This window comes from Priestia sp. SRI_019, assembly GCF_057586255.1.
In genome coordinates, this window is record NZ_JBYCZN010000001.1 from 793,967 (window position 1) to 820,951 (window position 26,985).

The following is a 26,985-nucleotide window of genomic DNA, read 5'->3' on the forward strand; positions in this document are numbered from 1 at the left end:
CATACAATGTAAATAGTTAATCCAAAGGAGGAACTGAAATGAGTGACAACATTCGAAGAAATACGCCACTTTTCCCAATTGGAATTGTGATGCAGTTAACTGAGTTGTCGGCTCGCCAAATTCGCTACTATGAAGAACATGAATTAGTTGCACCAGTAAGAACAGAGGGAAATCGACGATTATTCTCATTTAACGATGTTGATAAGCTGCTTGAAATCCGTGATCTTATTGAACAAGGTGTAAACTTAGCAGGTGTAAAACAGCTGTTTCATCTTCAAAAGGAGCAAAAAGGGCATAAGCAAGAAGAAAAAGTTGTGGCAGCAACAGCAAAGCCAGAATTAACGGATGATGAATTGCGAAAAATGCTTCGTGCAGAACTTATGCAAGCAGGCCGTTTTAATCGAGCAACTTTAAATCAAGGAGATATGTCCAGGTTCTTTCATTAATAAAGTTATCAATATTTATGCCGTTCGTATATGAGGGGTATAGATTATAAATATTATATAGAGATTTAGGGGAGGATCACACGATGGCAAAGTACACAAAAGAAGATATTTTCCGCAAAGTTCAAGAAGAGAATGTAAAATATATTCGTCTTCAGTTCACTGACATTTTAGGAACAATTAAAAACGTTGAAATTCCAGTAAGTCAATTAGAAAAAGCGTTAGACAACAAAATGATGTTTGACGGTTCTTCTATTGAAGGGTTTGTACGTATTGAAGAATCAGATATGTACCTATTCCCGGACATTGATACATTTGTTATTTTCCCTTGGACATCTGAAAAAGGTAAAGTAGCACGTTTTATTTGTGACATCTACAATGCAGATAGAACTCCGTTTGATGGCGATCCACGTAATAACTTAAAACGTGTGTTAAAAGAGATGGAAGAGTTAGGATTTACTGATTTTAACCTTGGACCTGAGCCAGAGTTCTTCTTATTCAAATTAGACGAAAAAGGCGAACCTACATTAGAATTAAATGATAAAGGTGGCTACTTCGACTTAGCGCCAACTGACCTTGGTGAAAACTGCCGTCGTGACATCGTATTAGAGCTTGAAGAAATGGGCTTTGAAATTGAAGCATCTCACCATGAGGTAGCTCCTGGACAACACGAGATTGACTTCAAATATGCTGCTGCATTAAAAGCTTGTGATGATATCCAAACGTTCAAACTTGTTGTAAAAACAATTGCACGTAAACATGGCTTACATGCTACATTTATGCCAAAACCATTATTTGGTGTGAATGGTTCAGGTATGCACTGTAACGTTTCATTATTTAAAGATGGTCAAAACGCATTTTATGATGAAAACGGTAATCTAGAGCTAAGTGATACTGCTCGTCAATTTATCGCAGGTATCATCAAGCACGCACACAGCTTTACAGCAGTAACAAATCCTACTGTAAACTCTTATAAGCGTCTAGTGCCTGGATATGAGGCTCCTTGTTATGTTGCATGGTCTGCTCGTAACCGTAGCCCATTAATCCGTATCCCAGCTTCTCGCGGCGTAGGAACTCGTGTTGAAGTACGTAGCGTAGACCCAGCTGCTAATCCATATTTAGCAATGGCTGTTCTATTAAAAGCTGGTTTAGATGGAATCAAGAACAACCTTGAAGCTCCAAAACCTATCGATCGTAATATCTATGTAATGACAAAAGAAGAGCGTGTTGAAGAAGGTATCGTAGATTTACCTGCAACATTAGCTCAAGCTTTAGATAGCTTCCAATCAAACGAAGTTATGGTTTCTGCATTAGGTGAACACTTAGCAGAGCACTTCGTTGAAGCGAAAGAAATCGAATGGGATATGTTCCGTACACAAGTTCATCCTTGGGAACGTGACCAATACATGAGCCAATATTAATTCTTAAAGGTCCGAGAGATCGTTTATACGTTCTCTCGGACTTTTTTGTTTTCAAAATGAATAACATTGCGCATATTAAATATTGAACTAAACTGTTCATAAAATAAGTATAGCTGCCTGTCGTACAATTTACGGAAGGCTTTTTGTTGTTTTGTTATATACAGGAAAGAATTTGGTTATATGAATTAAAAAGGATAAGCTTTTTGTCTCATTGAATCTATATGTAAAAGTAGTGTATAACAGATAGAGAGATTGTTTATGTGTTCACTCTGCACTTCAGTATAACTTCAGAGAATTTTCAGCCAGTCGTAGTGTCATTAGAAAATACTGTTGGAGAGGAATGGAATGAAAATGCAAGAAGGAAATTTTTTTAAAGGTTTAGTAATAGGCATATTAATAAGCATTCCAATTTGGATTATTCTCATTGTTATAGGCGTTCTGCTTTTTAAATAGGCCCGTTCTCATAATAGAATAGACAAAACTTTCCTTTTAGTGTATACTTCAAATGAAAATGATAATTATTATCATTTAATCAACGAATCAACACTCTGCATATAGCTGTCACTCCTTGAGAGCTATCCCTATTTATTTAATATTCTGTCTACAACGCAGAATAAACCGCTGCCTTTGAGTAGCGGTTCTTTTTTTTAGTAATTTTCTACTTAGTAGGCTAGTATACGTAGCACTTATTGACCTCATGCATATGTTAGCAATAAGGAGGGACAAGTAATATGAAAAAAATCTATCTTGACGCAGGACATGGTGGGGCAGATGCAGGAGCAGTTGGAGCGAACGGACTGTATGAAAAAAACTTAGTTTTAAAAATTCAACAATATTTAATAAGCTATTTAAATAGCACGTACAGTGATTTTACGATTAAAACCACTCGTACCACAGATGTTTTTTTATCGTTATCTCAGCGCGCTTCTCAAGCTAATTCGTGGGGCGCAGATGCATTTATGTCTATTCACGTAAATGCTGGTGGAGGAACGGGGTACGAAGATTATGTTTATAGAAGCGCTAGCAATGCCAGCAAAACGTTTCAATCGATTGTCCACGGCCAAGTACAGCCAGCGCTGCTGGCGTATAATCATCCGAATCGCGGTCGGAAATCAGCCAATTATGCGGTGCTTCGCTTAACAAATATGCCGGCAGTACTCACTGAAATAGCCTTTATTGATAACCGCACAGATGCAGCACTTCTTCAAAATGAAGCTTTTTTAAAAAGTATGGGTGAATCGTATGCAAAAGGAATTGCCGTCTATTTGAATTTACCTCGTCGTGCAGTTCCAAACCCAAATCCAACACCAACACCGAATCCATCGCCTTCTGAACCGGGTACAAAAACGTATACGATCAAGCAAGGAGATACGCTTTACAGTATTGCACAGAAGTACAGCATAACAGTGCAAGCGCTTCAAGAAGCCAATACAGGGCTTTCTGATCCTCTCACACTACAGGTTGGAAAAACAATTGTTATTCCTTCAGGGACTTCACCAAACCCATCTCCAACACCGTCACCAACTCCACCTTCGGAACAATATCCGCTTCCAAATGGAATTTTAAAACAAGGTGATTCTGGAGAAGCTGTGAAGCAGCTCCAAAAAGCATTAAACGCGGTGAATTTTAAAGTAGGATCAGTAGACGGAATATATGGAGTTCAAACGAAAGATGCAGTAAGGCGTTTTCAGCTTGTGTATCTTCCTTATGATGTGGATGGCATTTATGGTCCTCAAACAAAAAACAAGCTAGCAGCCGTTTTAAAAGCAAAAAGTTAAAGCAAAAAGGTCTTCTGAAAGCGGGCAGAAGGCCTTTTGTTTTGCTGTTAAAAGCGCCTTAAGTACTATTTTATGGTTTACGTAAAATAATGCTTTACAAACCATTTGTACGGGAGTATATTATCTAAGAACAAAGGATAGTTATGAAAGAAACATGTTATTGATCATACCCTTTAACCGAAAATTATATTGACCTGTTATCGCTTAATTCGTCAGAAGTGGGGGACCCAAATTTGTGCATTGTCACTTGGGGTGAATCCTTTTTTAAAGGTAGGGCTACTCTCATAGCCCGAATCCGACAGCTAACCCCATAAGCGTTTTGGAGAGGAGGTTTAAGCTGTGTAAAAACGCTGAGAACCCTTAGTGTTTTTTTTGTGCGCTTTTTTAACATAAAAAGGTATTTTTTAGGAATAATAGCACTTATTCATGAACTTGTAACGGCGCTTAGCAATGGACAGTAAATAGTAGCTAAGCGATCATCGGAGGGAAATTACGTGAACTATTCAGTTCTCAAAAGATTATTGATTGGAAAGCCGCTCAAAACAAAAGAGTTAGGCGATCAAAAGCTTAGTAAGCTTAAAGCACTGGCTATTTTATCATCAGATGCCTTATCTTCAGTGGCTTATGGAACAGAACAAATTTTGATTGTACTTGCAACAGTCGGCGTTCTTGCCTATTGGTATTCGATTCCAATTGCGATTGGGGTATTGGTGCTGCTGACGGCTTTAATTCTTTCATACCGTCAAATTATTTATGCGTATCCGCAAGGCGGAGGAGCTTATATTGTTTCCAAAACCAATTTAGGAGAAAATCCCGGGCTTATCGCTGGGGGATCACTGTTGGTAGATTATATTTTAACAGTTGCTGTGAGTGTTTCAGCAGGAACCGATGCTTTAACTTCGGCTTTTCCAACGCTGCATCATTACAATGTAGTAATTGCGTGTTTGCTGGTGATTTTTATTACCGTCTTAAACTTACGTGGTGTAACAGAATCCGCTTCTGTATTAGCTTATCCGGTTTATTTATTTGTTATTGCTCTTATTTTGTTAATAGCGGTAGGCTTGTTTAAAATAGCGACAGGTCAAGTTTCACCTGAGCTGCATCCCTCTCTCGGTACAGTAGTGCCAGGTATTAGTTTGTTTTTATTATTAAAAGCTTTTTCGTCAGGCTGTTCGGCATTGACAGGTGTAGAAGCCATTTCAAATGCAGTGCCTAACTTTAAAGAGCCAGGTGCAAAAAATGCTGTTCATACATTAATGCTGATGGGCGGTATTTTAGCCGTTTTATTTTCTGGCATCACGTTTTTAGCTTATTGGCTTGGCATTTCTCCAAAAGCAGATGAAACGGTTGTATCACAAATTGCATCGAGTGTGTTTGGACGAAATGGATTTTATTATTTTATTCAAGGCACAACAGCTCTAATTCTAGTGCTAGCGGCGAATACGGGGTTTTCAGCTTTCCCTTTGCTGGCTGTCAACTTATCGTCTGATAAATACATGCCAAGAATGTTTCAAATTCGTGGCGATCGATTAGGCTATTCAAATGGAATTGTGACCCTTGGAATTGCTTCTATTGTCTTAATTGTAGCTTTTAAAGGAGCGACTGAACAATTAATTCCTCTTTATGCAGTCGGGGTGTTTATTCCATTTACGCTTTCTCAAACAGGGATGATTGTCAAATGGGTCAGAGAAAAGCCCGCCGGCTGGCAAGGGAAGCTAGCTATTAACTTAATTGGGGCCCTCATTACCTTAACGGTGCTAATCATTTTGTTTACAACGAAGTTTTCACAAGTATGGTCCGTGCTCATTTTCTTGCCGGTTATTGTCTATATTTTTCATCGCATTCATACGCATTATGAAGCGGTAGGAGAGCAGCTTCGCATTAAGCAAGGAGAAAAGATTGGAAAGCTTGAAGGAAATGTGGTCATTGTTCCTGTAGCAGGAATGACAAAGGTAGTAGAAAATTCATTAAATTATGCACGAACGATTGGCGATACCGTTATTGCAGTGCACGTGGCCTTTGATCGAGAAAGCGAAAAGAGAATGGAAGAGAAGTGGGAGAAGTGGCAGCCTGATATTCGTATTGTTACGTTTCATTCTCAATACCGCAGCTTAGTGCGGCCGCTGTTTCGATTCATCGATATGGCCGAGGAAAAAGCGCGGGAAAACAATATGGCTATTACGGTCGTTATTCCGCAATTCATTACGAAAAAAAGCTGGCAAAATATCCTTCACAATCAGTCCAGTCTGTTGTTAAAAGCACATTTGCTTTACCGTAAAAATGTAATTGTTACAACTGTACCGTACCGTTTTAAAAAATAATGAAACATGACTAAAAACCTCCAACTTGTATGTTGGAGGTTTTTAATTTTTAAATTCACATACACTAACCGTAATCGAATCTCATCAAAGGCGCAAACGGAGGGATTGTATGAGTGAATTAATTAAATTGTTGCGAAAAGGAAATAAATCGGCCATGATGGCCGCTATAGTGAATACCATTATTTCCATTATTAAAGGAATTGCTTTCGCTTTAACAGGGAATGTAGCGATGTTTGCTGAAACGATGCACAGCTTAGGAGATGCAGCTAATCAGTTTTTTGTCTTTATAGGTTCGGCATTAAGTAAAAAAGCCCCGACCAAACGCTTTCCAAATGGTTTCGGCCGATTGGTTAATCTTGTTCTATTAGGAGCGGTTCTTGTAGTAGGGATTATGGCGTTTGAAACGATTAAAGAAGGATATCACCATATTCTTCATCCAACGAAGTCTTCAGGCTTTATTTTAAATATTACAGTACTTGGCATCTCGGTATTGCTTGAGATGTTTGTCTTATTTAAGGCAATGAAAGAAATTTTGCACGATGTCGGAATGAATACCGCAGAGGTCAATGTTTTTACGCAAAGCTTTGTTCATTTAAAGAAAGCAAAGCCAGCAACCAAGCTGGTCTTTATGGAAGATCTGGTAGCTACTGGAGGAGGCGTATTGGCGTTAATAGCCGTTTTCATTTCACGGTTTACACCTTTTCACCAAGCTGAAGGAATTGCTTCTATTTTAATTGGGCTTATGATGTTTTTCGTAGTAGGACGAGTATTTTTAGATAATGCTGCTGGAGCCCTTGGTGAAGCAGATAAAGAAATGGAAATAAAAATTGCCGCGATTGTCATGCAAGATGTACAAGTGCGGGATATTCAAACGTTAATGGTGATGAAAGAAGGAGAAGAGCTTCACGTTGAATTAAAAGTAGAAATTGATCCTTCTTTAACAGTGGCCGAAGCTGATGATATTAAAGATCGTCTGGAAAATCGTATTTTACAGGAAAAAGGAGTAACGGATGTTATTATTGAATTTGATGAAGATGATGGAATTCCGGACTGGGCGCCAAGTGATTTACAGCTTCAAAAAGAATAAAAACAAGGAAGAAAACAACTGTTTTCTTCCTTGTTTTTAGCTATATACTTTTTCACGTACGTTTGGAGAATCTGTTGAAGCTTTCGAAAAGTTAATGGTTTCACGTACAACGTAAATAGGTCTATTTTTACTTTCATCGTAAATTCTTGCGATGTATTGTCCGACTAGACCTAAACCAAGTAGCTGAATACCGCTAAAGAAGGTGATAGCTACCATAATGGAAGTCCAGCCAGGCTGAATATTTTTCCCTATCAGCCAAACAACAATCGAATAACTTAAAACTAAAAGTGATACAAAAACCGATAATAAGCCAATAACCATTACTAAACGCAAAGGCTTCGTTGAAAACCCAATAATTCCATCTGAAGCAAACTTGATCATCTTTTTTAAAGGATATTTTGTTTCACCAGCAAAGCGTTCATCACGCTCATATTCTACATATGTTTGCCTGAAGCCAATCCAAGACATCATTCCTCGTACAAAACGATTGCGTTCAGTCATTTTTTTGAATACATCCGCTACTTTTCGGTCGATAATACGAAAATCTCCCGTGTCTTTAGGGATTTCGATATCAGACATATAATTTAAAAAGCGATAAAAATACTTAGCCGTGGCTAATTTAAAAAAGGTCTCTCCGCTTCGTTTCTTGCGCTTTGCATATACAATTTCATAGCCTTGCTGCCATTTAGCAATTAATTCGGGAATCATTTCTGGCGGATCTTGTAAGTCCGCATCAATAATAACGATAGCATCACCTTGAGCATAATCAATGCCTGCTGTTACGGCAGTTTGGTGCCCGAAATTACGAGCAAAATCAATAACTTTTACGTTAGAATCCATAGCCGCTACGTCTTTCAAGATTTCAATTGTTCGGTCGGTGCTGCCGTCATTGACGAAAATGAATTCATAGTTAATATGATTTTTATGCATGACGGAAAGCAAGCGATTGTAGCATTCATTAGCTACTTCTTCTTCAAAATACATAGGTACCACAATTGAAATTAGTTCTCTCATGCTTTACCTCCTAGCGAGTGATGGTTTGTGTGCTTAAACGTCCATATTTTATTAAGGAAAAAATTGATAAACATTCCTATACAAGTAGACAACAGTTGTCCAATTATTGGATTAGCAGGTGTATAGTGTACAAGAAGGAATAAGCAGCTTGTATTAATTGCTAAAGTAATAAGGTTTACGATGAAAAATTGAGCTAACATCCATTTATGTACAGTTGCTTGAAACACCCACGATTTGTTCCAATAGTAGCTGTTTATGACGCCAATGAAATAAGATAGCACGTTAGCCAATATATAATTCATATCAAAATGAATGAGTGCTAAGTAACTGATAATAGTGAGCAGGGTATTCATTATCCCTACAAATCCGAATTTCAGGAATTTTATCACGGTTGTATAATCCCTTCTATTTAATTTATCTCTTCACATTTTGTCTTGGGTTCATTTTTAGTAAATCGTACTATTAAATAGGATAGAATCACTGAAATACCAAATCCTTCGAGCAGCATAAAGCTTGGAAAAATAAAGAATCGATAGCGAGTTTGAATTTCAATAAGCAAGTGAATAAGAACGTATCCTATGATTAGTAATAAAAACAGTGTATACGGATATTTATCCTGCTTCCTCAGGAATAAACATATAAGGACAATAATGGAAAGAATAGTAGTTGAAACATAAATGATTCTTTCATAACTTTGAGCAGCACTAATTAATTTCTCTTTATTAAAAGGTACATCTTCTTGAGGAGTTAATGAAATGCTCCAAAATGTAGATGCATCCGTTCCGCCCCACATATTTAGGAATTTAATGTGAAAGAGATCTAAAAGCTGCTCTTTATCTGCTACCCGTTCTTTAATTACCTCTTTTTCTGCTTCAGCTCGTTTTTCTCCAATTGGCATACCCATAAAACGACTAGCATCCTCTGAAGAATAAGAACCGCTTGTTTCATAATTAAAGCCAATGACGAACTTCCATAAAGGATCTCTGTTACTTAAAGGATATTTAGAAATACCGCTGGCTACAAAAGAATAGTTGATCAGCGCATTTGCAATAAAAAAAGTAGCCAGTATGCCTACGAGGTTTTTTCCTATTTTCTTTCGACGAGCTTTTAACTCAGCAGCATTCTTCGTTTTAATGTAAGGTTGAAGAATTTGCAAGATGAAATAAATGAAAACAGCGACGATAATAATGGGTCCTAGAGGGCGCATTAAATTTCCTAACGACAATAGAAGGCCAATATAAAGCCAGCTAAACTTGTTATGAGCATATCTTTTTATAATAAGGTAAAAAGCTGTATAAAATAAAAAAGTAGCTAAATGCTGGTTAGTTAACACTGAGCTATAGAGAATGTTCGGAATGTAGAACGCATATAGAAAAGCTGCCATTCTCCCAGCAAGTTCATTAAATACTTTTGCGCCAATTAAATAAATAAAAATAACGGTGCCAGTGGAATAAAAAATATTTAACAATTTTAATATAAAAATATTATCTCCAAAACAGCGAATAATAACAGATTCATAGAATGAAAAGCCTAGCTGATATACCCATGTAGTAAAATAAACGCTTTGGTTAAAGTCATAATTTCCTTTTGCGATATTACGCGCGGCATCTAACATGACAAGAAAGTCAGATTTTACAGGCGTTTGAACAGAAAGCATCCATGCTAGTCGAATACCTAAGGTCAAAACGATCAGTGAAATAAAAAAAACAGTTTTGTTCATGTATCTACTTGCAATAGCTATTAGAAAAATGACAAGGAAAGTGATAAATATTCCTTCAATAATAAATGAATTACTTAAAGCCAAGCCCTTTAATTCCAATGAATTTGTCATCGCATTATAACTGCCCCATAGAGACCACGTGAGAATAATGACACATAAAAAGATCAGGCTTTTGGATAAAAATGAGTTAAGCATATTACCTCCTGCAAATTATTTCAAAGATAAGGTACAAAATTCCTACCCTATGATACCATATTTTATTATTTTGTATATATTTTTCTTATAGAGTATAATATTAGACTGTTCTGAAATTACAACAGCGGCATAACGTTTGATAAAAGGGTAAGCGGAGTAGGCAGTGATTTAGTAATAGATAAAAGAGGTTGAGAAAAAAGGATTTTAGTCGAAGTGAAAAACGAACCATTAATCACCATGTTTGATTAGTGGTTCGTTATGGTGAACGTAGTTTCATTTGTTTAGTTCCTTCCAGCAGTTGATTGGAGGGCAAGACGAAGACTCCCGCGGAAAGCGAAGTCTTGCACGGAAATCAACTGCGGTGTAACAAGCAATCCCTACTAGCTTATTTATTCCATTTGTTCTCCTATAGATTCGCTTGATTTAGTTATGTCTCAATCTCTTCTTTTTTATCATGTGTTTTCTGATGCGAACAGCTTTTATGTTTTAAACCGATCTTTTAATAAATTCCATAGGGAACTCACTCCGAGACTAATGCTGATCAGAATTCCTGATAGAGCTACTATTAAAGCGATATATTCAAAGATAGAAAACTGCTTCATGCTATCCCAATTGATGTTTCCCTTTAGTTTGCTAATAACTAAATTCATTCCGTAAATACCGGAAAGAACCGTATAAATCGTTAAAATTAATAATAAGTAATTGTGACGTTTGGCTGCGATTTTCTCTTGATTTTGGTACAAAGTGCCAAGGGTTTCTTTGACTTCTTGATAAAGAGAATTGATGTGAAAGATTTTTTTAAAAAGCTCAGAAAACTCTTGACCTTCTGTGCGCGAGCTAATTTCTAAAAATAAATATTTACCTGAAAATACGGTAATAGAGCGGATTAGTCGTTCAATGCCCTCTGAATTTTTATGAAACGTGAGCTGAGAATACTCATAAGATAGTTTTAGCAACACGATTTTATAGAAAAAATGTAAAAATAAATTATAGTAATGCTGGCCAAATAGATGATTCATCAAAAGCTGATCCGTTTTAGAGTCTGTCGATTTAGAAATACATGAAAACACATGGTCTGTTATGACGTAATAGGTTTCAGGAGCCCACCTTTCATACACGTGTTTAGTATTATACGTTTTAATATACTCATGATTGTGTGCAGAAATAAACGCTTTCCCGTCAGGCGTATAGCTATTTAGCTGCCCAGTACGAAATAAAGTTGTGGAATTAATTTCTTGCTCTTGATTTACCGTTACATAACTTAACACAAACATCCGTTCATCGATAAAATAAGGAAGGCTCCCAACGTGCTGTTCACGCGTGGCTTCTTTCTTGATGTGTTCGTTCAAAAATGGCGCAAGCTGTGAAAAAATATAATCTTGCACTTTGCTATAGCGATGATGTTCATAGGTAATGGTGGATCCGTGCTCTTCAGCAAGCTTCGGTTCTAATACACGAAAATGATTCATGAATTCTAAAATATCATCATAGGTGTAATGATTATGGCTCATCTCAGTGCGAATGGTCATGACGCCAATTTCAAAAGGACATAAAAAAACATCCACAGACAGCACGTTGCTAGACACGGTGGTGGAGGAAGTGTGTAACGTAATGGTATGGTCTATTTTTTTTGAAAATCGAAGCAGCCCTTCTTTTTCGCACGAGTCAGGGAATAGAATACATTCAATGTAAGGAAGAAAATATTGATCCAGGCTATCATGAGATACGTAATACTGTTCTCCGTAGTATTCTTTTTCTAAATGTTTGTTTTGAATGGAAAAAAAATCGAACAAATTTTCTTTCAGTGCATGAACAAGCTGCTCTTTATTTTTTCGATCAAAGGAAAAAGGAAAAAGAAACATGTTCATTGCTTTGGTAGGTACAATGGTTTGAAATGGTTCTGTTTTCCTTGGTGTATTGGTCATAAACTACATCCTTCTTATGGTCGGTTGTATTTCCTTGTAAGAGTCGCGGAAATGCAGATAGAAAGTAAAAGGTGAAACAAGCTTTACAAAAACCGTTCTACCTGCCTGCGGTGATTCAACGTATCATTTATAATATGCCAATTTTTTTAGAAAACAAACGTAAAAAAAACCAACTAACATCATGATTAGTTGGTTTTACATACAGTGTCTGATTAGTGAATCGTGCGATATACACCAGTTACTTTTCCTAAAATCGTTACGTGGCGAAGAATAATAGGCGCCATCGTTGAATTTTCAGGCTGTAAACGAACGAAATTTTCTTCTTTAAAGAAACGTTTTACCGTTGCTTCGTTGTCCTCGGTCATAGCGACCACAATATCTCCATTATTAGCTGTTTGCTGCTGACGTACGATTACCATATCGCCATCTAGAATACCAGCTTCAATCATACTTTCTCCCATAATTTCAAGCATAAATACATGATCATCTGGAGAAACGAATTTATCTGGAAGAGGGAAATATTCTTCCACATTTTCAACGGCTGTTATAGGAAGACCCGCTGTTACTTTACCGATGACAGGAACATTAATGACATTGCTTTTAGGGATGTTTACTTCATCTAGCTGAAGAACTTCGATTGCTCTTGGTTTTGTTGGATCTCTGCGAATTAACCCTTTGCTTTCTAAACGAGCTAAATGCCCGTGTACAGTGGAGCTAGAGGCTAATCCTACCGCTTCCCCAATCTCGCGAACAGAAGGCGGATAGCCTTTTAATTTTACTTCGTGCTTAATAAAATCTAGTATGTCTTGTTGACGTTTTGATAGCTTCATATTTTTCACCTCGATTTTAGCTATTCTTTAGGTGAATTATACCACGTGGTGTGTCAATATACAAACATAAGTTCGAAGAATTCCATTGACAGAAACAAATGTTCTCAATAAAATAAGAACATATATTCTGATAGGGGGATCATAATATGCAACAATTCTTACATTCTATGAAACATTACGCTATTTTTTTTGCAGTTATCGCTGCACTTACATATGTATTGACGCTGGTTTTAGGAGCGGATAAAGTAGATTTAGACAAATATTCAACGGTTACTATTACAAAAGGAGATACGCTTTGGGACTTGTCCAACAAGTATCATAATCACCATCATTTGACCACCAATGAATTTGTCAAATGGGTTGAAGACGTTAATGATTTAAACTCAGATACTGCCCAGTCTTTATCTCCTGGAGATAAATTATATATTCCTGTTTTAAAAAATGAGTTACATAATCAAGTGGCAATTGAACAGTAGTGTGTAACGGCCGTTCCTGAATATTGTTAGAAGCCGAAAAGGTCGTGATAAAAGTGGACGCCATTATTTATTGCCGTGTCAGTACGGATAAAAAAACCCAAGAAACATCTTTACAGCGCCAGCAAGAAGAATTAAAAAAGCTTGCTAATCTTCATCATCTAGAGGTGAAAAAAGTCGTGATGGAAAAAGCAAGCGGATATGATGTAGACAGAGAGGGTATTTTGGATGTTCTTCATACAATGAAAGAAGAGAAAATATCCGTGCTGCTCATTCAAGACGAAACACGATTAGGCAGAGGAAATGCCCGAATTGCGCTGCTTCATGCTTTTCATAAAGAAAATGCTACCATCTATACGATTAGTCATCAAGGTCAGCTTCAGCTTTCAGAATCTGATTCAATGGTGTTAGATATTATTAGCTTAGTGGAAGAGCATCAGCGGAAATTACATAATGCTAAAATTAAAAGAGGAATGAAAAGAGCCGTAGAAAACGGTTATCGTCCGCAGAAAAATTTAAAAAATCAAGGAGTTAACTCGGGAAGAGAAAAAAAAGAAGCGCCGATTGAAGAAATTGTCCGCCTTCGTCATAACGGCTTAACCTTTGCTGAAATTTCAGTTACGCTAAAAGGTTTTGGTTATAATATTTCAAAAGCGACGGTACATCGCCGCTATCAAGAGTACCAAGAGAGTGCTCAATCTCTTGATAAAACGAAAGAGATTTAGTAAGATGACTACATGTTGCCGGAGCGGTTCGGTAATTTTAATTATTGATTATAAGGAGATAGGTTTTATATGCTATCAAAAGATAAACTTGCTCGTATTAATGCTCTTTCAAAAAAGGCAAAGGCTGAAGGGCTGACAGAATCTGAAGCGAAAGAACAGCAAGAGCTACGTCAGGAATATTTAAAAGTTTTCCGACAATCTATGACAAATCACCTTCATACGATTAAAGTTGTGGACGAAGAAGGTAAAGATGTTACGCCTAAGAAGTTAAAAGAGAGTAAAAAGAAGCGTCTTCACTAAGACGTTCTAGTAAAACTAGAGGGAGTGTTCCCTCTAGTTTTTTGTATATTTTTAATAAGGGGCACAAAAACTGTAAAAGTGGAAATTTTTTTGGTTCAAGTATTGTACAAATAAGCAAATCATTAGTATGATAACATATGTACATAGTTTTGAAAGGAATGAAGAGTATGACACAACGTATTGAAGATCTTTCGATTGCAACAATTCGTACTTTATCAATCGATGCGATTGAAAAAGCAAATTCAGGTCACCCAGGTATGCCAATGGGAGCTGCTCCAATGGCATATACATTGTGGACAAAATTCATGAACATCAATCCAAAGAATCCAAACTGGTTCAACCGTGACCGCTTTGTATTATCAGCAGGACATGGATCGGCACTATTATACAGCTTGCTTCATTTAGCTGGATATGACTTATCAATTGAAGACCTTAAAAACTTCCGTCAATGGGGAAGTAAAACACCAGGTCATCCAGAGTTCGGTCATACAGCAGGTGTTGATGCAACAACTGGTCCACTAGGACAAGGTATTGCAATGGCTGTTGGTAAAGCAATGGCAGAACGTCATTTAGCTGAAACATACAACAAAGAAGGTTTAGAAATTGTAGACCACTTTACGTATGGTATTTGTGGTGACGGAGACTTAATGGAAGGTGTATCTGCTGAAGCAGCTTCATTAGCGGCACACTTAAAATTAGGACGTTTAGTTGTTTTATACGATTCAAATGATATTTCTTTAGACGGAGATTTAGATCGCTCGTTCTCTGAGAACGTAGAAGATCGTTTCAAAGCTTACGGATGGCAAGTAATCCGCGTTGAAGACGGCAATGACTTGACAGCGATTGCAAACGCAATTGAAGAAGCAAAAGGCGATTTAACACGCCCAACGCTAATTGAAGTAAAAACAACAATCGGATTTGGTTCCCCAAACCACGCGGGTACTTCTGGCGTGCACGGTTCTCCATTAGGTTCCGATGAAACAAAATTAACAAAAGAAGCTTATGCATGGACATTTGAAGAAGATTTCTATGTGCCAGAAGAAGTGTATGCTCACTTCAAAGCTACAATTGCTGAAGATGGCCAAAAGAAAGAAAACGAATGGAACGATGTATTTGCACAGTATAAAGAAAAATATCCTGAACTAGGTCGTCAATTTGAACTAGCAGTAGAAGGAAAGTTACCGGAAGGCTGGGAAGAAACGCTTCCAGCATACGAAACGGGTTCAAGCTTAGCTAGCCGTGCTTCTTCTGGAGAAGTATTAAACGCAGTAGCACAAGCTGTACCTCAATTCTTCGGCGGTTCAGCTGACTTAGCTGGCTCAAATAAAACAATGATTAAAGGTTCAGAAGACTTCACTGCAGCTGATTACAGCGGACGTAATATCTGGTTCGGTGTACGTGAATTTGCAATGGGAGCTGCATTAAACGGTATGGCTCTACACGGCGGTGTAAAAGTATTCGGAGGAACATTCTTTGTATTCTCTGATTATCTTCGCCCAGCAATTCGCTTAGCAGCTTTAATGAAGCTTCCTGTAACATATGTATTCACACATGACAGTATCGCAGTTGGAGAAGACGGCCCAACACATGAGCCAATTGAACAATTGCCATCACTTCGTGCAATGCCAGGTCTTTCAGTGGTTCGTCCTGCAGATGCAAATGAAACAGCTGCTGCATGGCGCTTAGCATTAGAGTCAACTGACCGCCCAACGGCGCTTGTATTGACTCGTCAAAACTTGCCAACGCTTGAAGGTACAAAAGAAAATGCATACGAAGGCGTGTCTAAAGGTGCATATGTTGTATCTAAAGCTGGTAAAGACCAAGCGGATGCATTAATACTTGCAACAGGCTCTGAAGTAAGCCTAGCAGTAGAAGCACAAAAAGCATTAGCTGCGGAAGGCATTGACGTATCTGTAGTAAGTATGCCTGCATGGGATCGTTTCGAAGAGCAATCTGCTGAGTACAAAGAAAGTGTTATCCCTAAATCAGTGAAAAAACGTTTAGGTATTGAAATGGCTTCTACACTTGGCTGGGAACGTTATGTTGGAGACGAAGGACAAGTTCTTGGTATTAATCACTTTGGTGCATCTGCTCCTGGTGAAACAATCATGAAAGAATTTGGTTTTACAGTTGAAAATGTAGTAGCAAAAGTGAAAAGCTTGCTTAATGCATAATTCTTTTTCATAAGAAAGAGCAGACTCCTGTGGTCTGCTCTTTTTTTTCGACAAAAAAACAAAGGAATTTTTTCATCGATAGACAAGCATTGCGTACACCATTCGGTATAATGGTACAAAAAAGAACGAGCCGAAAGGGAGGATGAATCGTGAGAACGTATGAAGTATATTTAATGGAGGAAGAAGTTGCATCATCCTATTTTCGAAGAGAAAAGCTCATTTATCAGCTGCTGATTGAATATAGAATGAAACGTCACTTGCAGGAAACGCACTTACAAAAACAAGTTCATTACATTACTCGCCAACTGCCCATTTCATTTATTCAACGAGAATTGCTTCAGGCGTTTTCTCATTATCCTCATTTTTTTACTCATCAAGAGACGTTTGTGCTGGAATATCCTCATAAAAAAAGTCGAGCATCTATAAAATTAACGAATCGCTGTATAACAATTGAAGGAGATGGCAATGTTGATGCTGAGACAGCTTTTTTTGAAGTATTACGCAAGCTAGATCCTTGTTTTTTAGCAGTGAATTATGGAACGGATGAATACGGCTGGCTGAGGCCTGTGAAAACAAGAAAATTTGTGTAATTATTTAAGGAAATTGGAACGGAAATATTGTATAATAGCGTATGGTCTAGTACACTGTAAGTTAGACAACACGAAGGAGGAAGTAATACCATGGGAATGTATATTCTAGTTGGTGTTCTAGCATTAATTGTTGGGATAGCGCTAGGATTTTTCATTGCTCGTAAGTATATGATGAGCTATCTGAAGAAAAATCCACCAATTAATGAACAAATGTTAAAAATGATGATGATGCAAATGGGCATGAAACCATCGCAGAAAAAAATTAACCAAATGATGAAAGCAATGAACGGCCAAATTAAATAATGGTTAATTGGACAGACACTCTCTATTCAGAAGGGTGTCTTTTGTTTTATGATAGAGATAAGAAAATGGTTGTGGGGCTAGGGGGATACAATGAAAATTTTTCGAGAGTTATGGTGGTTTTTCAAACAGGAAAAAAAGTCTTACATAACGGGGGTAGCGCTGCTCATGATCGTGGCAGCATTAGAACTTCTCCCGCCTAAAATTATTGGTTTAACGGTAGATGGCATTAAAGAAGGGACGCTGAATGGAAAGCGCTTAATGCAGATGGTTTGCATTTTGCTAGGAGCTGCTGTTGTGGCCTATTTCACGAGATACATATGGCGTATTATGATATTTGGTTCATCTGTTAAACTAGCCAAGCAGCTGAGAAATACCCTCTACACTCATTTTACCAAGATGAATCAGGCCTTTTATCAACGCCGGCGAATTGGGGATTTGATGGCCCATGCAACAAACGATATTCAAGCTATTCAACAAACTGCAGGTTCGGGCGTTTTGACACTCGTGGATTCCATTGTCACAGGAGGGCTTGTTCTATGCACAATGGCCCTCACAATCAGCTGGAAATTAACGCTTATTTGCCTTATTCCTATGCCGCTTATGGCCGTTTTAACAAGTTACTATGGTACATTGCTTCATGCGCGGTTTCATCACGCACAAGCAGCATTTTCTACTTTAAATGATAAGGTTCAAGAAAGCATTAGCGGAATTAAAGTCATTAAGACGTTTGGGGAAGAAGCAGCTGATGTCGAAGAATTTCGCATCAAGTCTGCAGATGTTGTCCAAAAGAACATGAAAGTAGCCCGAGTAGATGCATTGTTTGATCCGACCATTTCGATTATTGTAGCACTTTCTTTTTTACTTGCTCTTATTTTTGGCAGCAAGATGGTTATTAGTGAAGAGTTAACACTGGGGCAGCTTGTTACCTTTACAACTTATTTGGGTCTTCTTATTTGGCCGATGCTCGCGTTTGGCTGGCTATTTAACATTGTGGAACGTGGAAGAGCATCATATGACAGGGTATTTTCTTTATTAAAAGAAGAAAATTCGATTGAAGAAGCAGCGCATCCTAGTGTTGAAATGCCAACAGGAAATATTGAAGCTGTTATTCATAGGTTTTCGTATGGTAAAGAAGACGAATATACGTTAAACGACATTTACTTTACACTTTCTCGCGGTCAAACGTTAGGTATTGTCGGAAAGACGGGTGCTGGGAAGACCACGCTTTTGAAGCTGCTGCTTCGTGAATTTGATGTAAGAGACGGAGCTGTTTTATGGGGAGGAAAAGATATTAAAGACTATGCTTTTGATTCATTGTACAAAAGCCTTGGATATGTTCCTCAAGATCACTTTTTGTTTTCAACAACAGTTGCTGATAATATCGCTTTTGGAAAAAGAGAAGCAAGCAATCAAGAGATTAAAGAAGCGGCTAAAGTTGCCAATGTACATAGAGACATCCTTGATTTTACAGATGGCTATCAAACAATAGTAGGCGAAAAAGGCGTTTCGTTATCGGGTGGACAAAAACAGCGTATCTCGATTGCAAGAGCTCTTCTATTAGATCCTGAGCTTTTAATTTTAGACGACTCGCTATCAGCGGTAGATGGAAAAACGGAAGCGGGTATTTTACAAGCGCTGAAGCAGAAACGTCAAAATCGAACAACGATTATTACAGCACATCGGCTGAGCTCGGTTACTCATGCAGACCTGATTCTTGTACTTGATAAAGGGAAAATTATTCAGCGAGGAACTCATGAGGAGCTGCTTAGCGTGAGCGGCTGGTACCAGGATATGTACGATAGACAGCAGCTTGAACGTGCGGTAGAAGAAGGAGAGACGAAAAATGAAAATTGAGCATTCTTCGGTACATAAACGTCTGTTTCGCTATACAATTCCGCATAAAAAATCATTTTTTTTAGCGTTCACACTATTATTAATTGCTACGGCTGCGGATTTATTAGGGCCCATTTTGATTAAAATTTTCATTGACGATTATTTAACTCCTAAGTATTTGCCTCTTCAGCCTCTTGTGTGGCTTGCAAGCAGTTATTTGCTTTTACAGCTTTTAAAAATTGTCGTTCAATACTTTCAGCTTCTGCAGTTCCAAAAAATTGCGCTTCAAATTATTCAGCAGATTCGAATTGACGTTTTTTCTCATGTTCATCGCCTGGCTCTTCGCTTTTTTGACAACACCCCCACAGGAAGCCTGGTATCTCGAATTACAAATGACACGGAAGCCATGAAAGAAATGTTTGTGGAAGTCATCGCGGTTTTTATTCAAAATGGGGTGTTTTTGGTCGGTATTTTTATAGCCATGTTTATGCTAGATGTGAAGCTGGCTTTTTATTGTTTAGTTCTTCTCCCGTTCATTTGGGGACTTATGAAGCTTTATCAGCGTTACAGCGCTATTTACTACGGACAGCTTCGAGAGAAACTAAGCCAGTTAAATGCCAAGCTTCATGAGTCTTTGCAAGGCATGTCTATTATTCAGTTATTTCGTCAAGAAAAGCGGCTGCGCTCGGAATTTGAAGAAATCAATGATGAACATTACAAAGCGGGGATGCGCAATATTAAGTTGGATGGTTTGCTGCTAAGGCCGGCAGTCAAAATTCTTTACATTTTAGCCGTTATTCTTGTGCTCAGTTATTTTGGTATTTCCGTAGCTGACAGTCCTGTTAAAATTGGTGTTCTTTACGCGTTTATCAACTACTTGGATCGTTTTTTTGAGCCTGTTAATGAAATGATGCAGCGTCTTTCTATGTATCAGCAAGCGATGGTATCAGCCTCTCGGGTATTTGACGTGATGGATGAAAAAGAAAAAAATCCAGTCATGACAGGAGAACAAAAGCAGGGGGTACAAAAAGGAACAGTAGAATTCAGAAACGTAACGTTTTCCTATGATGGTGTTCGAGATGTACTTTCTGATATATCGTTTACGGTAAATGAAGGAGAAACAGTGGCTTTAGTAGGCCATACGGGAAGCGGGAAAAGCTCCATCATTAATTTATTAATGCGTTTTTATGAGCAGCAAAAAGGAGACATTTTGATCGATAATAAACTGCTATCGTCTTTTTCAAATAAACAGCTTCGAGATGAGGTAGGGCTAGTGCTTCAAGATGCCTTTTTATTTGCAGATACCGTAAAACGAAATATTACGCTGCACGAAGACCATTTTTCTGATGAACAAGTAAAAGCAGCGGCGGAATTTGTGCAAGCTCACGCATTTATCGAAGCACTTCCTAATAAGTATAATGAAGTGCTAGTCGAAAGAGGTTCCACTTTATCAAGCGGCCAGCGTCAGCTCTTAGCATTTGCAAGAACGGTCATCCGGAATCCTAAAATCCTTATTCTTGATGAAGCAACAGCACACATTGATACAGAAACAGAAGAAGCGATTCAAGAAGTGTTAAGAGATATGGGAAAAGGCCGTACAACAATTGCGATTGCCCATCGTTTATCCACTATTCAACACGCCGACTGTATTTTAGTACTGCATAAAGGAAAAATCGTCGAAAAAGGCACACATACTGAACTGCTAAACAAAGGCGATTTGTACTATAATATGTATCAGCTTCAGCACAGTGAAAAAGAGGAGAATTTCAGCAAAGAAACAGGAGTAAAAGAGACTTATACAGAATTGATAGAGTGAAGGCAAAAAAAGAAACAACCTTCATGGAGAGGTTGTTTCTGTCGTTTGAGCAGGGAATTCATTGTAAACGTTTAATAAATGATCTAATTCTTGACTATGTTTAATAGCAGGTGGAGAGTTTAATCCACTTACTCGGACTATGCGGATGAGTTCTTCTCGTTTCTTTTCAATCGCTAATAGAATATCTTTTTTGGCCAATGCTATGTATCCCTTCTAACAAGTCGTTTACCTAATTATACAAGATAATGGTACTATTTGAAAGAAGTGAGATAAGACAATTTGGTTACAAAATGGTAACGAAAAAGAACAAAAAGAACAAAAAAGGGAAGTGTGAAATGTGGGAGATTTAAATTTGTTTTTGGCATTTGGCGCAGGTTTTTTATCGTTTATTTCACCTTGCTGTTTGCCTTTATACCCAGCTTTTTTATCGTACATAACGGGAGTATCAGTTAGCGAGCTAAAGGAAGGCGCTAAGTCGCATCAGCGAAAAGCTTTTATTCACACAGCTTTCTTTTTGCTTGGGTTTTCTGTCATTTTTATTATGATTGGTTTTGCGACGTCTTTTATTGGTCAGTGGTTTTTTAACTATAAGGATTTAATCCGGCAGATTGGCGCTATTCTTATTATTTTCTTTGGTCTAGTTGTACTAGGGATTTTTAAGCCTCGCATTCTTATGCAAGAACATAAGCTTAGATTCGCAAATAAGCCGGCTGGTCTCTTAGGTTCTTCTTTCATAGGCATGGCGTTTGCTGCGGGCTGGACTCCGTGCACGGGCCCTATTTTAGTATCGGTTATGGCGCTTGCAGCGACAAACCCAGGCTCTGGCCTTTTGTATATGATAGCTTATTCACTTGGATTTTCTATTCCATTTTTTATCATGACGTTTTTTATTGGGAAAATGAACTGGTTAAAAAAACATATGAATTCCATGATGAAAGTTGGCGGATACGCAATGATTGGCATGGGATTTGTTTTGTATTTTGACTGGATGACAAAAATTATTATTTATACAACGAGCGTATTTGGAGGGTTTACGGGCTTTTAAGGAAAATGATACAAAAAAGAATCTGATAATTGACAGATTCTTTTTATTTTTCAAAAGACAAAATAGTTACTTTCGCTCTTAGGAAATATACAAGAATATGGGGTAAAAAAATATATAGAAAAAATTTATTTTTACTATATCTTCTATAAATACGGAGTGATACAATGAAATCGTCATATTTTTAATTGTTAAAAAGAGGTGTGTAAATTGAAAGATATTTTGTTAATCTTGCTTTTGCAACTGATCTATGTACCGATCTTGACGCTGCGCACAATTTTTTTAGTCAAAGGTATGAGTATGTATGCCTCAGTTTTTGGATTTGTTGAAGCGTTAATTTATGTATTCGGCTTATCTCTTGTATTTTCAGGAGATCAAAGCACGCTTGCTATGGTTGTATATGCAGTTGGGTTTGGAGTGGGAATTATCCTTGGAAGTTATATCGAATCTAGGCTTGCTATCGGATATACAACATTCTTAGTTAACCTTATGACCAAAAATGAAGAGTTGATTAACCGCCTTCGACAGGAAGGTTTTGGTGTTACTGTTTACCAAGGAGAAGGAAGAGACAGTGCACGCTATAGATTAGACATTTTAACAAAAAGAAGTAGAGAAGAAGAGCTATTAGCATTCATTGAAGAATATGAGCCTCGTGCTTTCATTATTTCATACGAGCCGCGTAAATTTAAAGGCGGGTTCTTACTAAAAGCAATGAAAAAGCAAAAACAAAAGCAAAAAGCAAAAGCAGATATCACCTCTACTAAATAAAAACAGAAGAGATCCTCTTCTGTTTTTTTGTTGCACTTTTACTTCTGATGTTTTTTGGATTATAATATAAGTAAACACTAAACTATAGTAAAGGAAGGATTTCATTGGTTATTGCTTCGACACTTGTCGCAATTTTTATGGCTTCTTTCATATTAGTTGTTCGAATGAAAGCTGCTGATAAACCAACGAATGCAAAAAAAATTATACTTCCGCCTTTTTTTATGAGTACGGGAGCGTTAATGTTTATTTTCCCAATGTTTCGAGTAACGGGTGCAGAACTGCTTGAGGCGTTAATAGCAGGCATGATTTTCTCAATCCTGTTAATTAAAACGTCTAAATTTGAAATTCGTGACGATCATATTTACTTGAAGCGTTCAAAAGCTTTTGCATTCATTATTATTGGTTTGCTTATTATTCGAATTGCAATGAAAATATATTTAAGTTCTTCAATTGATGTTGGCCAGCTTGGCGGTATGTTCTGGATTTTAGCATTTGGTATGATTGTACCTTGGCGCATTGCGATGTACACATCGTACAAAAAGCTCGAACGAAAGCTGCATAATGATCGTCTTGCTAATACAACAATATTAAACTAAAAAAGGTGGCTACGCAGCCACCTTTTTTGATTTAAAATAAATGCTGATAGGGGACGGCATCTATTTTTTGTTTTTTTAATGTTTTTAATAAAAATTTATGATCACGTTTAGGCGTAGCTAAAATGTATCCACGTACGATTAAGTCTTCCGTTATAGAGGCTGCTTGTTCTTCAATTGCGAGTTCCCCAATTTTCCCCGCGATTTTTTGTTTGGCTACATCGCGAAACAGTTCAGGTACTGGTTCAACAAGAACGTTTAATAGCTGCTTTTGATCAGCTGACCAAAGGTGGACGGTTTTGGAAAGATAGTGATCTTGCCAATCAAGCTCAGACATGCCGTCTTCTTTTGGTAAGCGCTTTAAAAACTTCCTGAACATAAAAAATCCGCCGATAGCAAACATGCTCATTAAAAAGACTACCCAAAATAAAATAACCCATAAAAACCAGCCCTCTAGCATATTTTTCACTCCTTTATAAAGAGGTCACTCCTAATATTACTATATTTATACATTTATTATAAAAGCCTTGTTCCTTTTATGGCAATATAAAATTCCTGTACTTTGTGCGAGAGGGAAGTCTTTTTTGACTCGTCGATAAGTTTATATAGACTCATTAATGAGTGAATTATCGTTAGAATTGTCTAAAAATGCTTATTTTTCAGCTTTTTAAAAGTTGGCACGTTTTTTGCATATAAACTAATTGAAGAATTATTTAATATGAGAGGAAGATAAAAATGAGTCAAACTTTTAGCAAAGTAGCAACAAATTTACCGGGAGAAAATGCAAAGCAATTATTAGATAGAAGACACCGTGCCATTCCGAAAGGTGTAAGTTATGGCATTCCGACATTTGCTGATACGGCTGAAGGGGCGATCGTTAAAGATGTCGATGGCAATACGTTTATTGATTTCGTAGGCGCAATTGGCACAATCAATGTAGGACACAGTCATCCAAAAGTAAAAGAAGCGCTTCACAAACAAGTAGACCGTTTTATTCACACAGGATTTAACGTAATGATGTATGAGTCATACGTAGAGCTTGCAGAAAGATTAGCAGCAATTGCCCCTGGTGAATTTGACAAGAAAGTATTACTTTTAAATAGCGGAGCAGAAGCTGTAGAAAACGCAGTGAAAATTGCTCGTAAATATACAAAGCGTCAAGGAATTATTTCCTTTAACCGCGGTTTCCATGGCCGTACATTAATGACAATGACAATGACAAGTAAAGTAAAACCATATAAATATGAATTTGGACCGTTTGCTCCTGAAGTATACAAAGCTCCATATCCTTATGAGTATCGCCGTCCACAAGGATTATCAGTTGAAGCATACGAAGATTTCATGATTACAGAATTTAAAAACTTCTTAAATACAGAAGTAGCACCGGAAACGATTGCAGCTGTTGTAATGGAGCCGATTCAAGGTGAAGGTGGCTTCATCGTTCCAGGTAAACGTTTTGTGCAAGAAGTGTATCAATTATGTAAAGAGCACGGAATTTTATTTGTATCAGATGAAATTCAAGCAGGATTTGCACGTACGGGCCGCTACTTCGGTATTGAACATTTTGACGTGGCGCCTGATTTAATTACGGTATCAAAATCCCTAGGAGCTGGCGTACCAATCAGCGGTGTCATTGGCCGTGCTGAAATCATGGATGAATCTAATCCTGGTGAGCTTGGTGGAACGTACTGCGGAAGTCCTCTTGGATGTGAAGCAGCCTTAGCTGTACTTGATATCATTGAAGAAGAAAAGCTAAACGAACGCGGTGAGTACCTTGGAAAAGTAGTAACATCACGATTTGAAAAACTAGCAGAAAAATATGACTGTATCGGTGATATTCGCGGATTAGGAGCGATGTCTGCTATCGAGCTTGTAAAAGATCGTGAAACAAAAGAAGCGGACAAGGAGCTTACACAGCGTATCGTAAAAGAAGCAAACAAGCGTGGATTATTACTGCTTAGCGCAGGAGTATTTGGAAACGTTCTTCGTATCTTAATGCCAATTGTTATTACGGATGAGCAGCTAGAAGAAGGCTTAGCTATTTTTGAAGCAGCACTAGAAGCAAGCGTGCAGCAAACGGTTGAAGTATAAGAGAAACTGAGGCATGAGTGAAGAGAGGGCTCTTCACTCATTCTTCATGAATCACAAAGAATGGGTATGTTTGGACACTCTATTTATAGATTTTTCATTTTCTGATAAAATAAAATAATAATTATTTTTTGACGAAAAGGTGATTCAAATGACCATTCATAAAAGGCATATTCAGCAAATTAACGACGAACTTTACGATATATTTGAGTCATCATTTGATGAAATCTTTGTAACTGATGCGAATGGATATGTGTTAGTTGTAAATTCAGAGTGTGAAAAAAACTATGCTTTGAAAGTGGAAGATTTTATTGGAAAGCACGTAAAAGAACTGCAGGAAATGGGTATTTTTTATCCTTCGGCCACGTTAAAAGTGATTGAATCCAATCAAGCGATTGAATTGGTTCAAAAAACAAACTCCGGCAGGTATCTTCATGTGCGGACAAGGCCGGTATTTACAAACGACGGTCATTTAAAAAGCGTTATTAGCTATTCACGAGATCTCACAGACTTGATGGAATTAAAACGAAAAGTAGAAGAGATGGAAGAACAGCTTGAAAATTATAAAAAAGAGTTAAACGAAGCCGTCGATTTAGAAGGCATCGTGACAAAAAGCGAAGCGATGAAAAAAGTTTTTTCAACCATTCAACGAGTTGCTTCTGTAAATACAACCGTTCTTTTACTTGGAGAAACAGGAGTAGGAAAAAGCAGAGTAGCAAAACTGCTTCACCAGCTTAGTACAAGAAAACAGCAGCCGTATCATGAACTTAACTGTGCAGCGCTACCCGAACAGCTTATTGAATCAGAGCTATTTGGCTATGAAGGCGGTACGTTCACTGGAGCATTTCGAGAAGGGAAAAAAGGGATCATTGAGCTTTCCAACGAAGGCACGCTTTTTCTAGATGAGATTGGTGAACTTTCTCTTTCGGCACAAAGTAAGTTGCTCCACGTGCTGCAAGACCGTACCATTCGTCCCGTGGGCTCAACAAGAGCAGTATCAATAGACGTACGAATCATTGCTGCTACGAATCAAAATCTAGAACAAATGGTGGAAGAAGGAAAGTTTAGACGTGATTTGTACTATCGGCTAAACGTAGTGCCGATTATCATACCTCCTTTACGAGAGCGAAAAGAAGATATTCTGCCGCTTGTCTATCAGTTTCTTCACCATTTTAATACAGTATACGAACGTAATGTACGTTTATCACCAAAGGCGTTAGATGCGTTCTTAGGACAAGAATGGAAAGGAAACGTTCGTGAAGTGGAAAATATCATTGAGCGTCTGGTTGTTACAGGTGAAGAAATGATTACGCTTAAAGATTTGCCTTTTGCAAAAGAGTTTGCTGTCGATCCACCTGTCCATACGCTTCCTGAAATGATTGAACATGTGGAAAAAGAGATGGTCATAAAGGCGTTTGAACAGCATAGGTCGTCTTACAAAGTAGCGGAACAGCTTGGTATTAGCCAATCACAAGCGAGTCGTAAAATTCGAAAGTACGTTTCGGACAGCACAGAACAGTGAGTAGATAAATTTAAGCAGGGAGTG

At 37.7% G+C, this 26,985-nt stretch carries 25 protein-coding genes and 1 riboswitch; of the genes, 18 read left to right on the forward strand and 7 right to left on the reverse strand.

What is annotated here, in order from left to right:
- Nucleotides 1-38 precede the first annotated feature (38 nt).
- The 5 genes from AC2YJL_RS04055 (at nucleotide 39) to AC2YJL_RS04075 (ending at nucleotide 7,050) form a co-directional block, all read left to right on the forward strand.
- A complete protein-coding gene (locus tag AC2YJL_RS04055; RefSeq protein ID WP_013058786.1) occupies nucleotides 39-446 on the forward strand; it encodes a MerR family transcriptional regulator in 408 nt (135 codons plus the stop codon).
- 83 nt (nucleotides 447-529) lie between these two features.
- Nucleotides 530-1,864, forward strand: coding sequence for a type I glutamate--ammonia ligase (glnA, locus tag AC2YJL_RS04060; RefSeq protein WP_013084732.1), 1,335 nt, complete (start codon nucleotides 530-532; stop codon nucleotides 1,862-1,864).
- A 731-nt stretch (nucleotides 1,865-2,595) separates the two neighbouring features.
- Entirely contained in the window at nucleotides 2,596-3,642 is a 1,047-nt protein-coding gene (locus AC2YJL_RS04065; RefSeq protein WP_195696011.1) for an N-acetylmuramoyl-L-alanine amidase, read from the forward strand.
- Between the two features lie 191 nt (nucleotides 3,643-3,833).
- A riboswitch (cyclic di-AMP (ydaO/yuaA leader) is annotated at nucleotides 3,834-3,974 on the forward strand.
- A 162-nt stretch (nucleotides 3,975-4,136) separates the two neighbouring features.
- Nucleotides 4,137-5,963 (forward strand): APC family permease, encoded by a 1,827-nt coding sequence (locus AC2YJL_RS04070; RefSeq protein WP_230933478.1) that lies wholly within the window; start codon nucleotides 4,137-4,139, stop codon nucleotides 5,961-5,963.
- Nucleotides 5,964-6,072: 109 nt separating this feature from the next.
- The gene (locus AC2YJL_RS04075; RefSeq protein WP_195696013.1) at nucleotides 6,073-7,050 is read left to right on the forward strand and encodes a cation diffusion facilitator family transporter; all 978 of its coding nucleotides are present in this window, start codon (nucleotides 6,073-6,075) and stop codon (nucleotides 7,048-7,050) included.
- Nucleotides 7,051-7,086: 36 nt separating this feature from the next.
- Here AC2YJL_RS04075 and AC2YJL_RS04080 read toward each other — a convergent pair whose 3' ends face one another.
- The 5 genes from AC2YJL_RS04080 to lexA form a co-directional block, all read right to left on the reverse strand.
- Nucleotides 7,087-8,064: a glycosyltransferase family 2 protein gene (locus AC2YJL_RS04080; protein WP_098901231.1), complete on the reverse strand. Its 978-nt coding sequence runs from the start codon at nucleotides 8,062-8,064 to the stop codon at nucleotides 7,087-7,089.
- Nucleotides 8,061-8,453: a GtrA family protein gene (locus AC2YJL_RS04085; RefSeq protein ID WP_195696014.1), complete on the reverse strand. Its 393-nt coding sequence runs from the start codon at nucleotides 8,451-8,453 to the stop codon at nucleotides 8,061-8,063. Before AC2YJL_RS04085 ends, AC2YJL_RS04080 begins: the two co-directional genes overlap by 4 nt.
- 20 nt (nucleotides 8,454-8,473) lie before the next feature.
- Nucleotides 8,474-9,979 carry a glycosyltransferase family 39 protein gene (locus AC2YJL_RS04090; protein WP_487374631.1) on the reverse strand — a complete coding sequence of 502 codons (1,506 nt, stop codon included), beginning with the start codon at nucleotides 9,977-9,979 and terminating at the stop codon, nucleotides 8,474-8,476.
- A gap of 479 nt (nucleotides 9,980-10,458) precedes the next feature.
- Nucleotides 10,459-11,904 carry a magnesium transporter CorA family protein gene (locus tag AC2YJL_RS04095; RefSeq protein WP_230933476.1) on the reverse strand — a complete coding sequence of 482 codons (1,446 nt, stop codon included), beginning with the start codon at nucleotides 11,902-11,904 and terminating at the stop codon, nucleotides 10,459-10,461.
- Nucleotides 11,905-12,116: 212 nt separating this feature from the next.
- The gene (lexA, locus tag AC2YJL_RS04100; RefSeq protein ID WP_013058778.1) at nucleotides 12,117-12,734 is read right to left on the reverse strand and encodes a transcriptional repressor LexA; all 618 of its coding nucleotides are present in this window, start codon (nucleotides 12,732-12,734) and stop codon (nucleotides 12,117-12,119) included.
- A 146-nt stretch (nucleotides 12,735-12,880) separates the two neighbouring features.
- Here lexA and yneA point away from each other — a divergent pair, with 146 nt between their 5' ends.
- The 8 genes from yneA to AC2YJL_RS04140 all read left to right on the forward strand — a co-directional run bounded on the left by yneA (nucleotide 12,881) and on the right by AC2YJL_RS04140 (nucleotide 20,948).
- Entirely contained in the window at nucleotides 12,881-13,210 is a 330-nt protein-coding gene (yneA, locus tag AC2YJL_RS04105) for a cell division suppressor protein YneA (RefSeq protein ID WP_369361615.1), read from the forward strand.
- A 53-nt stretch (nucleotides 13,211-13,263) separates the two neighbouring features.
- Nucleotides 13,264-13,932 (forward strand): YneB family resolvase-like protein, encoded by a 669-nt coding sequence (locus AC2YJL_RS04110; protein ID WP_369361633.1) that lies wholly within the window; start codon nucleotides 13,264-13,266, stop codon nucleotides 13,930-13,932.
- A gap of 69 nt (nucleotides 13,933-14,001) precedes the next feature.
- Nucleotides 14,002-14,232 carry a DUF896 domain-containing protein gene (locus AC2YJL_RS04115; RefSeq protein ID WP_013058775.1) on the forward strand — a complete coding sequence of 77 codons (231 nt, stop codon included), beginning with the start codon at nucleotides 14,002-14,004 and terminating at the stop codon, nucleotides 14,230-14,232.
- A 167-nt stretch (nucleotides 14,233-14,399) separates the two neighbouring features.
- A complete protein-coding gene (gene tkt / locus AC2YJL_RS04120) occupies nucleotides 14,400-16,406 on the forward strand; it encodes a transketolase (RefSeq protein ID WP_013058774.1) in 2,007 nt (668 codons plus the stop codon).
- Nucleotides 16,407-16,555: 149 nt separating this feature from the next.
- Nucleotides 16,556-16,996, forward strand: a complete 441-nt coding sequence (gene sirA / locus AC2YJL_RS04125) for a sporulation inhibitor of replication protein SirA (protein ID WP_013084721.1) — start codon at nucleotides 16,556-16,558, stop codon at nucleotides 16,994-16,996.
- A 90-nt stretch (nucleotides 16,997-17,086) separates the two neighbouring features.
- Nucleotides 17,087-17,299: a YneF family protein gene (locus tag AC2YJL_RS04130; protein ID WP_013058772.1), complete on the forward strand. Its 213-nt coding sequence runs from the start codon at nucleotides 17,087-17,089 to the stop codon at nucleotides 17,297-17,299.
- Nucleotides 17,300-17,389: 90 nt separating this feature from the next.
- Nucleotides 17,390-19,153, forward strand: a complete 1,764-nt coding sequence (locus AC2YJL_RS04135) for an ABC transporter transmembrane domain-containing protein (protein WP_195696019.1) — start codon at nucleotides 17,390-17,392, stop codon at nucleotides 19,151-19,153.
- The gene (locus AC2YJL_RS04140) at nucleotides 19,143-20,948 is read left to right on the forward strand and encodes an ABC transporter ATP-binding protein (protein ID WP_487374632.1); all 1,806 of its coding nucleotides are present in this window, start codon (nucleotides 19,143-19,145) and stop codon (nucleotides 20,946-20,948) included. The genes AC2YJL_RS04135 and AC2YJL_RS04140 overlap by 11 nt, the downstream gene beginning before the upstream one ends.
- A gap of 21 nt (nucleotides 20,949-20,969) precedes the next feature.
- On the opposite strand, the gene AC2YJL_RS04145 is transcribed toward AC2YJL_RS04140, so the two are convergent.
- A complete protein-coding gene (locus AC2YJL_RS04145; RefSeq protein ID WP_014458520.1) occupies nucleotides 20,970-21,146 on the reverse strand; it encodes an aspartyl-phosphate phosphatase Spo0E family protein in 177 nt (58 codons plus the stop codon).
- Nucleotides 21,147-21,285: 139 nt separating this feature from the next.
- Between AC2YJL_RS04145 and AC2YJL_RS04150 the strand changes: the two genes are divergently transcribed.
- From AC2YJL_RS04150 to AC2YJL_RS04160, 3 genes are all read left to right on the forward strand, one after another.
- Nucleotides 21,286-21,993 (forward strand): cytochrome c biogenesis CcdA family protein, encoded by a 708-nt coding sequence (locus AC2YJL_RS04150; protein ID WP_487374633.1) that lies wholly within the window; start codon nucleotides 21,286-21,288, stop codon nucleotides 21,991-21,993.
- Between the two features lie 207 nt (nucleotides 21,994-22,200).
- A complete protein-coding gene (locus AC2YJL_RS04155; protein WP_013058767.1) occupies nucleotides 22,201-22,758 on the forward strand; it encodes a DUF2179 domain-containing protein in 558 nt (185 codons plus the stop codon).
- A 104-nt stretch (nucleotides 22,759-22,862) separates the two neighbouring features.
- Entirely contained in the window at nucleotides 22,863-23,354 is a 492-nt protein-coding gene (locus AC2YJL_RS04160) for a CcdC family protein (RefSeq protein WP_013058766.1), read from the forward strand.
- Nucleotides 23,355-23,385: 31 nt separating this feature from the next.
- On the opposite strand, the gene AC2YJL_RS04165 is transcribed toward AC2YJL_RS04160, so the two are convergent.
- The gene (locus AC2YJL_RS04165) at nucleotides 23,386-23,811 is read right to left on the reverse strand and encodes a DUF2621 domain-containing protein (protein WP_013058765.1); all 426 of its coding nucleotides are present in this window, start codon (nucleotides 23,809-23,811) and stop codon (nucleotides 23,386-23,388) included.
- Nucleotides 23,812-24,086: 275 nt separating this feature from the next.
- On the opposite strand from AC2YJL_RS04165, the gene gabT reads away from it, so the two are divergent.
- Nucleotides 24,087-25,442: a 4-aminobutyrate--2-oxoglutarate transaminase gene (gabT, locus tag AC2YJL_RS04170; RefSeq protein WP_195696023.1), complete on the forward strand. Its 1,356-nt coding sequence runs from the start codon at nucleotides 24,087-24,089 to the stop codon at nucleotides 25,440-25,442.
- 148 nt (nucleotides 25,443-25,590) lie between these two features.
- Nucleotides 25,591-26,961, forward strand: coding sequence for a sigma-54 interaction domain-containing protein (locus tag AC2YJL_RS04175; RefSeq protein ID WP_487374634.1), 1,371 nt, complete (start codon nucleotides 25,591-25,593; stop codon nucleotides 26,959-26,961).
- The last annotated feature ends 24 nt before the right edge of the window (nucleotides 26,962-26,985 follow it).